This is a genomic window from Bifidobacterium sp. (genome assembly GCF_051876855.1).
Classification (GTDB): Bacteria; Actinomycetota; Actinomycetes; order Actinomycetales; family Bifidobacteriaceae; genus Bifidobacterium.
Map to the genome: position 1 here is coordinate 1 of NZ_JBJEIH010000021.1, position 9,323 is coordinate 9,323.

The 9,323-nt window shown below is 60.6% G+C and carries 6 protein-coding genes; 3 read left to right on the forward strand and 3 right to left on the reverse strand.

The features are described from left to right. Positions 1 to 98, reverse strand: a 98-nt coding sequence (locus tag ACI38B_RS01505; RefSeq protein ID WP_302165091.1) for a 30S ribosomal protein S10, incomplete at its 3' end; no start/stop codon positions are given. Between the two features lie 441 nt (positions 99 to 539). Between ACI38B_RS01505 and ACI38B_RS01510 the strand changes: the two genes are divergently transcribed. Then, a complete protein-coding gene (locus ACI38B_RS01510) occupies positions 540 to 1,598 on the forward strand; it encodes an alpha/beta hydrolase (protein ID WP_439729227.1) in 1,059 nt (352 codons plus the stop codon). A 14-nt stretch (positions 1,599 to 1,612) separates the two neighbouring features. On the opposite strand, the gene ACI38B_RS01515 is transcribed toward ACI38B_RS01510, so the two are convergent. After that, complete coding sequence (locus ACI38B_RS01515) at positions 1,613 to 2,194, reverse strand: TetR/AcrR family transcriptional regulator (protein ID WP_439729228.1); 582 nt, start codon at positions 2,192 to 2,194, stop codon at positions 1,613 to 1,615. 257 nt (positions 2,195 to 2,451) lie between these two features. On the opposite strand from ACI38B_RS01515, the gene ACI38B_RS01520 reads away from it, so the two are divergent. Then, positions 2,452 to 3,318 carry a YwiC-like family protein gene (locus ACI38B_RS01520; protein ID WP_439729229.1) on the forward strand — a complete coding sequence of 289 codons (867 nt, stop codon included), beginning with the start codon at positions 2,452 to 2,454 and terminating at the stop codon, positions 3,316 to 3,318. 203 nt (positions 3,319 to 3,521) lie between these two features. Here the strand turns inward: ACI38B_RS01520 and adhE are convergent, their stop codons facing one another. Further along, positions 3,522 to 6,254: a bifunctional acetaldehyde-CoA/alcohol dehydrogenase gene (gene adhE, locus ACI38B_RS01525; RefSeq protein WP_439729230.1), complete on the reverse strand. Its 2,733-nt coding sequence runs from the start codon at positions 6,252 to 6,254 to the stop codon at positions 3,522 to 3,524. 283 nt (positions 6,255 to 6,537) lie between these two features. Here adhE and glgX point away from each other — a divergent pair, with 283 nt between their 5' ends. Continuing rightward, on the forward strand, positions 6,538 to 9,195 hold the full coding sequence (glgX, locus tag ACI38B_RS01530) for a glycogen debranching protein GlgX (RefSeq protein ID WP_439729231.1): 2,658 nt from the start codon (positions 6,538 to 6,540) through the stop codon (positions 9,193 to 9,195). Positions 9,196 to 9,323 lie beyond the last annotated feature (128 nt).

Here is a 9,323-nt window from a genome sequence, read left to right on the forward strand (position 1 = left end):
CCCGCGTTCGTCACCGTCTCGACGATTTTCTTCGCCGATTGGTCGATGACCTCATGGTCATAGGACTTAAGCCTGATGCGGATTTTCTGTCCCGCCATTGCCGTCCGCCCTTTCTAGCGATTCGTTTACTGTTTACCAACCTGTCGCAGGGCACCGGCGAGCTTGACCCAAGGCATGACACCCCGGTCGTAACCACATCAGTGCGCAGCCAGACAGCGACCCACTCGGAGCCGCCGACGCCACGCTCGCTTTTTTGATTCCAATATGCGAGCCTAAAACAGGCAACTTGATTATTAAAGCACGTGCCATGTATAAGATTTCTGCGGCGTGTCGCACTTCCGGGACGTTGTCCCGGGCACTGACGCCGCTCATCTCATCCATCACAAGAGCCCACCTGAGTATAGGGCATCAAGCTGCCGCCCGCCACCTCGGTGTGGCGCAACGCGCAATCCGCCTGTCCGCCCGCCGAAAGACTAGACTGAGCCATACGGCTACGCACCAGCGCGCGACGACGACGGCGTTGGAGAATCGAGGCAGATATGGCACATCTGAGATACGAGTCGGCACTCGGCGCCGCACCACAGTTCGATTTCGGCAATCCACGTTCCGCGAGCTGGACCGAATTCGACGCCGACCTCGCCGATTGCGGATACGATGAGCACGCCGTGCAGGCCATCCGCGACACCCGCCTCGCGTTCGCGAGAAGCGATCTTCCACGCTCCCGGTACTGGTCGGTGCCCGACGACATCGATATGATTACCGACATTCCTTATCTCGACGACGGAATCCGCGGGCATCTGCTTGATTTGTATCTGCCCCATGACGCCGTTATCCGCCAAGGCCGCACGCTGCCCGTCTACGTCGATATCCACGGCGGCGGATTCGTATACGGGTATAAGGAACTCAACCGCAATTTCAACGTGACGCTCGCACAACACGGTTTCGCGGTGTTTTCGCTCAACTACCGCCCGGCGCCACAGACCGATTTCCTCGGACAGCTGCGCGATATCGCCGCAGGCCTCGCCTGGATTGCCGGACATGGCGACGCCTACCCGATCGATCTCGGCCACGTGTTCCTCACCGGCGATTCAGCCGGCGGCGCACTCGCCTTCTATCAGGCAGCCTTGCAAAGCGACCCCGCAACGGCCGCGGCATACGGCGTCACCCCATCGGGTCTGCACATCCGTGGCGTCGCCGCGGTCTCCGGAGTCTTCGATCTTTCGCCGTTCACACCGGGGGTCACGGATGCACAATCGCGCAACGACCGTCCCGGCGACGTCGTGTCGGTCATCGGCCCCTACTTCTTCAAGCGGCTGTCGGGGGTCGATCCCGACTACCGCTTCAGCGCCGACTTGGTCCGCAACTGCGTGATACCGCCCATGTATCTGGCGACCAGCAGCGACGATTTCATCGAGTATGAAAGCCTGGCCCTTGCCACAGAGCTGTCACGCGCGCACCAGGAGTTCGAACTCCACGACGTGAAAGCACGGCCCGGCAAACCGCTCGGCCATGTCTACAGCGTCTGCATGTCGTGGCTCGAAGAAAGCGAAGCGGTGTTCCGCCAGATTCACGATTTCTCGTACCGGCTGCTGTCATAACGTCCGGGGCGAGCCTAGATACCGGCGTCCGGGCGCGAAAGGTAGGTGAGGAACTCCTGCCAGTTCCTGCACGTCAGGTGGCGCATGCCATCCATGAACAAATCATGCATGGTGTCGGCATCAAGGGAATCGTCACGCAGATACCCCTGTACCAAACCCTGCCAGAGCGCAAGAATCTGCATCGCGGTTCGTTTGGCGTCCAAGGCTTGGTGCATCACGCCTTGATGCTGCAGCTGCATGCACAGTTTCGTCCAATGATCGACGGTGCGCATATCCTTAGCCGCCAGGTACTTGCTCGCCGGATTATCCGGCTGCGTGGCCAACCCGCGAAGGTAGGACATGAGCAACAGCCGGTTGCGTTGCGAAAGCCGCATTCTGATGAGCTTGTCGAGCATATCCTCACTCAGTTCGGGCCATGCGCTTTCCAAGTTGTACTCTTTGCCGTCAAGCGAATCGGCGTATTCCATCGCGCCGACCAACAGATGGTCTTTGGTGGGGAAATGGTAGAGGACGCTCGACTGCGGTATCCCGGTTTCCTTGGAAATCCGGATGACGGTCACATCGCCATACCCGGATTGGTCGACAATGTGCAGCACGGCTGAGGCTATCTGTTCACGCCGGGCGCGGCTGGGGGCATAATTGCCGCGTTTCGTACGGCGACGGGAAGCTTTCGGTTGTTCAATGGCTGTCACAAGCAGGTATGATAACACGCGATGATATGACGATTCGTTGTGCGACGGTGCAATGTCACAAGCCGTATGCCCCACGCGCTTTGACCGGTACCAGCAGCGCACAATGACTCGATTGCATGATCGCTCTGGCGTGCCACCCACGACACTCGTAGGATGGCATCATGACTTCACGCCGATCCGCCCTACCACATACTGCAGCCCATCGCATGCGTCTGATTCCACGCCAACCCGGAAGCTGGGCTATGGTGCTGGCACCGGCCATCGCCGCAATCGTGCTGCAATCGGGATTCCGCGCCATCGCCATGTCATGTCTCGTCACCTTGGACTGGGCGCTGTGCTATGGCATGCAATATGCCATCAACAGGTGGATTGTCGCCGGGGCGAGACGCCGGTACGCGCGCGAAGCGCTCATATGCACCGCGGTGACCGCCGCTTTCGGCATTCCCACACTGATTATCGCTCCAGGATTGCTGCGTTGGGCTCCTTGGTTCGCAGCACTGCTTGCGGTGACTGTGTTCAGTACGATGATTCGTCATGACACGCATGGCATATGGTCGCAAGTGGCGGGTGTCATCGCGTCATGTACGATTCCAGCGACCTTCCCATCCGCCGCGAATCCCTCTGCCGCGATACCGCCCGACGGCATATACTGGTGGGAAATGCTTGTGTGGTGGCCTGACAGTGCTGTCAATCGCACCTCACTGACCGTCGCCATCATGATGCTGTGGTACGAAATCGGCTCGTTGCTGTTCGTGCGCAGCATGATCCGTGAATTTGGCGACAATCGATACCGTCTTGCTGCGATCGCATGGCATGCCGTGATGATGGTGGCCGTCATTACCGCGGCATATGCGGGAATGTTCATGCGTCCTTGGGCCGCGATTGTCGCCGCCACAGCCCTGGTCGCACGCGTGGGGGCATGGGACACGATTTCGCAGACCCGACCGGTCATCTCGCGGATTGCCATGACCGAATGCTTCGCCGTGGTAATCACAACCGTATGCACGACTATCGCCTGTCTGGCGTAGACCATGGCATGCGCTTCGCGCACATCATCGGCTTGGACGCCGTTTGCGCGCCGCCTCGCCTCGAACAGCGCAAGCAGTTGCATCTGCCCACATTTGGGCTGACAGCTGATATATGAGTTGCGCCGCCATACCCGATTGGGTACGACGGCGCAATGGTTAGGATTCAGGCGCTCAATGCCGGGCGGGGATCTGCCCCGCGGGCATCACTTCACACGCTCGGAAGCTTCCTCGGTGGCTGCGACACCGAGGCGATCGACGCGCATCTTGTGGCCCTCAGCCTGGGAGACGCCATAGTATGCGGCGATGGCGATGTCCTCCATATCCTCGATGAGCGGGATACGCGGATTCGCCGGCGTGCACTGATCCTCGTAGGCGCGCATGCCGATGCGGTCGATAAGCGACCAGTACGTATCCTCGTCAACACCGCAGGCCTTGAAGCTGGCGTCCATACCGAGCTTATTGTCGCGGTAATCCTCGATGGCGCGGGCGAGGTTCTCCACACCCTCCTCAGGGGTCTTGCCCGGATCGATGCCGATCAGGCGGGCGATCTCCTGGTAGCGCTGCGGAGCCACGTACTTGTTGTACTTCGGCCAGCTGGTCGGTTCGGACGGAACCTGGCCGTTGTAGCGGATGACATACGGCAGCAGGATGGCGTTCGTATGGCCGTGGACCACGTGGCACAGCGCGCCGATGGTGTGCGCCATGCTGTGGCACATGCCAAGGAAGCCGGAGCCGAAGGCCATGCCGGCCATGGTGGCGGCGTTGTGCATATGCTCCTGGGCGGCGGTCTTCTCGAGACCGGCCTCACCGTTGACGGACTCGGACAGGTTGTCCCAGATGATCTTGATGGCGTGCAGCGCCATGGCGTCGGTGAAGTCGTTGGAGTACACGGACACGTAGGCCTCAATCGCATGGGTCAGGGCGTCCATGCCGGAATCGCAGGCCAGACGACGCGGCTGGGTGCGTGCGAGCACCGGATCGACGATGGCCACGGACGGGGTCAGCGCGTAATCGGTGATCGGGTACTTGTAGCCGGTCTTGTGGTCGGTGATGACGGCATACGGAGTGACCTCCGAACCGGTGCCGGAAGAGGTCGGGATGCACACGAGCTTGGCCTTCTCGCCGAGCGGCGGGATCTTGAACGCGCGCTTGCGGATATCGAAGAACTTCTCGCGGACATCGGAGAAGGCGATCTCCGGGTGCTCGTACATGAGCCACATGACCTTCGCGGCGTCCATCGCGGAGCCACCGCCGACGGCGATGATCGTGTCGGGCTTTAACTCGTCACGCATCATGGAGGCGCCGCGCTCGACAGTCTCGACCGACGGTTCCGGCTCGACGTAGTCGATGATGCGGAAGGTGACGCGGTTCTGGCGGGCGCGCAGCTGGTCGATGATCTTGTCGACCACGCCGAGCTGCTCCATCACCTTGTCGCACACGATAACCGCGCGGTTGAGGTTGTACATGTCGCGCAGATAACGGATCGCGTTCGGCTCGAAATAGGTCTTCGGCGGCACCTTGAACCACTGCATGTTGTTGTTCCTCCGTGCGATGCGCTTGATGTTGATGAGGTTGACGGCCTGGACGTTGCCGGACACCGAGTTGCCGCCGTAGGAGCCGCAGCCCAGGGTCAGGGACGGGGCGATGGAGTTGTAGATATCGCCGATGCCGCCGAGCGAGCTCGGGGAGTTCCAGATGATACGGCAGGCGTGCATGCGCAGGCCGAATTCACGGGCCAGATCCTGGTTGTTGGTGTGGATGGCGGCGGTGTGGCCGGCGCCATGCTTGAGCATCTGCTCGCACATCTCGAAGGCCTGCTCCTTGTTGTCGGCCTTGAGCACGGCTTGCACCGGGCAGAGCTTTTCGAGGGTGAGCGGCTCCATCTCGCCGACTTCCTTGCATTCGGCGGCAAGGATAGTCACGTCGGCGGGCACTTCGAAGCCAGCCTCATGGGCGATGTACTGCGGGGACTTGCCCGGCACGATGGAGTTGAGCTTCGGGGAGCCACCGGAGTAGGCGGTGCAACCGAACATGTACTGCTCAAGCTTGGCCTTCTCGTCAGGGTTCACGAAGTAGGCCTTGCGGCGCTTGAGTTCCTTGACCAGCGGGTCGTAGACGTCCTTGTGGGCGATGATCGCCTGCTCGGTGGCGCAAATCATGCCGTAATCGAAATGCTTGGAGAGGATGAGGTCGTTGGCGGCACGCTCGATGTCGACATCGGCATCAACGTACGCCGGAGCGTTGCCCGGGCCGACGCCGAGGGCCGGCTTGCCGGAAGTGTACGCTGCCTTGACCATGCCGGGACCGCCGGTCGCGAGAATCGTGGCGACGCCGTCGTGGCGCATCAGTGCACCGGTCGCTTCGATGGACGGATGCTCGATCCACTGGATACAGTTCTCGGGGGCGCCTGCTGCGATGGCCGCGTCACGCACGATCTTGGCTGCCGCTACCGAGCACTTCTGCGCAAACGGGTGGAAGCCAAAGACAATCGGGCACCGGGTCTTGAGCGCAATCAAGGACTTGAAGATTGCGGTCGAAGTCGGGTTGGTGACCGGGGTGACACCCGCGACCACACCGACAGGCTCGGCGATTTCATCAATGCCGAGGACATCGTCGGAACGGATGATGCCGACGGTCTTCTGCCCCGCCAGATAGTGGGTAACGTGCTCGCACGCGAAGATGTTCTTGGTCGCCTTGTCCTCCACAAGACCACGGCCGGTCTCGTCCACGGCCATCTTCGCCAGCTGCAAATGCTTGTTCAGCGCTGCGACAGAAGCCTTCGCGACGATGTGATCGACCTGCTTCTGATCAAGCTTCTCAAACTCCTTCAGGGCAACCTGGGCCTTCTTGACCAGCTCGTCGACCTCGGCCTGAGCCGCGATCAGCTTCTCTTCGGGGCTTGGCTTGGTAGCCTCTGTTTTCTTTGCTTCTGCCAATTGGTCCTCCTCGAGCCTGTACTGCAAAAGGGGTCGCCGCCTGTCGGCGGCTCGTCACCGGAATGTGTGACCTTCATCACAATGTAGCGGATAACCGGTACGTTCTGCTGCTTGCGTAGTGTTGAGCGTTTCATGAGAATCGGCGAGCATCTCATGGTACAGCCTGTAAGGTTTTTGTTTGATTCTGTGAGTTTCGCTCGATAATGAGGCAAATACCACAACATGTGACCATATCGTGTTCGATGTTTGCGCAAACAGGCTTCGCGGACCTTACAATAGCACCATGAAAAATCCGCCATTGCACCGTTACGCCACACGGCCGGGCCTCTACTTCACCGATGACGGAGGGGCGGATGCCGTCGTCAGATCGGAAACAGCCGATCGCATCTGGCTGTGCGTCTACGAGCCACTCGACCGCCCTTCCGCCTTCTACAACGAAGCGGTGCGGCTGTTCAAGGGGTCTCCCATCCCATGGACACAAGAAGTACGGCTCTTCCCCATCTGCTCGCGCATCATCGAATCCATGTACGTGCGCGAAACCCTGTTCGCGATGAGCGGCCCGAACTACGGCCTGTGGTACGTCCATTTGCCCAAAGTCTGGGACGGCATGCGATACGCCTATCGCGTGGACGGGCAATGGAATCCCAAGCATGACGTGCGCTTCAACCCGCACAAAATCCTTCTCGACCCATACGGCAAGGGCATCGACGGGACCATGAAACTCGACGCCTCCGCATTCTCTTACGAGTGCACCATCGACAACGGGGTCGTCCACGGATCTCCCGACGGCAAGATGAGCACACTCGACTCCCTGGGCAGCATGCCGGTGTCCGTCGCCATCGACGACCGGGACACCACCAAGCACGAAGGCGAGCCCTCCCACCCCCACGTGCCGTGGAGCAAAACCGTCATCTACGAGCTGCATGTCAAGGGCTTCACCGCTAACGCGCCCTGGCTGCCTCCGGAATTGCGCGGGACATATGCAGGTCTCGCCCACCCCACCACCCTGTCCTACTTGCAGACACTCGGCGTCACCTCGATTGAGCTGCTGCCAATCCAGGCCAAACAGGATGAGCTGTTCCTCCAGCAACGCGGCCGGCACAACTATTGGGGGTATTCGACACTCGGATACTTCGCGCCGGAGCCGTCCTACGCCACGCAGGCCGCACAGCGTTCAGGCCCGCGCGCGGTTCGCCAGGAAGTCATCGACATGGTCAGAGCCCTGCACGAAGCCGGATTCGAAGTCATCATGGACGTGGTCTACAACCACACATGCGAAGGCGGCACCGACGGGCCGACCGTATGCTGGCGAGGGCTGGACGAGCTGTCTTACTACCGGCACCAGCGCAACAATCCCGGTCGCCTGGAAGACACCACAGGTTGCGGCAACACGCTTGACTTCACCAACACGCATGTCGTGACCTTCGCCATCGACAGCCTGCGGTACTGGGCCAAACGCATCGGCGTCGACGGCTTCCGCTTCGACCTGGCCGCCTCGCTTGCGCGCCTCGACGGCAACTTCACCAAGCATCACCCCTTCCTGTACGCCCTGCGCAGCGACATGCTGCTTGGCAACCTGAAACTCATCATGGAGCCTTGGGACGTCGGCTATCAAGGGTGGCGCACTGGCCAGTTCGGTATGCCTTTCGGCGAGTGGAACGACGCCTTCCGCAACTCGGTCAGGCAATTCTGGCTGACCGATCCGGTCGACCGGCCTGGCAACGGGGAAACGGGCATGCAGGAGATGGCCACCCGATTGTGCGGTTCCGCAGACCTCTTCGCCACCGAGCCCGGACGCGGCGCTCCGTCGTCGATCAACTTCATTTCCTGCCATGACGGCTTCACCACCGCCGACCTGACCGCCTACGCCCGCAAACACAACGAGGACAACGGCGAGGACAACAACGACGGGTCGAATGTGAACTATTCGGTCAATTTCGGACACGAAGGACCGTCCGACGACCCCGCCATCAACCAACACCGTGAACGGGCCACGCTCAATCTTCTCGGCACGTTGCTGCTGTCGCTTGGCACGCCGATGCTCCAAGCCGGTGACGAGTTCGGCAACAGCCAACGAGGCAACAACAACGCCTACTGCCAAGACAACGACATCACATGGCTGCAATGGGATTGGATGGATTCTACCGGCAAGAACAGCCAACTGCGGATTTTCGAATCCGTGTCACGGCTGATTTCCGCGCGCAAATCCCTCTCGCTGTTCCATACCGAGGATTTCTACACGCGTCTGACACAAATCGGGCTGTTCAAACAGTCCAGCCGCGTGCAATGGTTCCTGCCAGACGGCACCGCGCCCGTGGACAAGGATTGGTCGAATCCCACGACACGCCGGTTCACCATGCGTCTGATCGCACGCAATGCTGCCGATCTGCTCATCATCATCAACGGTGACGCCGGTGACCGCAGCTTCCGTCTGCCAGCCGACAGCTCATGGCAAACCGTGTGGAGTTCTGCCCAAGCCGAAGGCATCGAGCCCGCCCCCGGCACGAAAGTCAGTGTGGCCCAGCACTCGCCTGACACGAATTGGATGGCGATGCACCTGACCCGGCACCCCCTGAGCGACGTCATCGCCCAGGCCCAAAACACGCCGCATGACTCGACATCGGCGATGACGCCGCCGGTTCCAAGCGTCATTGCGCAAGCCGATGCAACCGAACAGCCCCATGCCCCGCATCAAGGCGCTCCTGCCGGCGCAAATGCGCAGACTGGCATAGCAGCCGGTGCTGACGCCGATGCCGGTACTGATGTCAATGCTACCGGCAATGTGGCATCACTTGGCCTAGCCTCGCCCAATACCGACAAGTCGGCGACACAGCATCATGACGATTATGACGGCGCTAACCCGGAGCAGGAGTCGTGGATGGTGCCAGAGTACAGCATCACGCTCATGCAGCAGATCATGCCGAAAAATCAGGCGGACTGATTGGGCCGGCTCAGGGTGACGGCGGCGCAGCGTAGATGGCTTCTGTGCCGCCGGAGCAATCCCTTTCGGAGCAATCCCTTTCGGAGCAATCCCTTTCGGAGCAATCCCTTTCGGAGCAATCCCTTTCG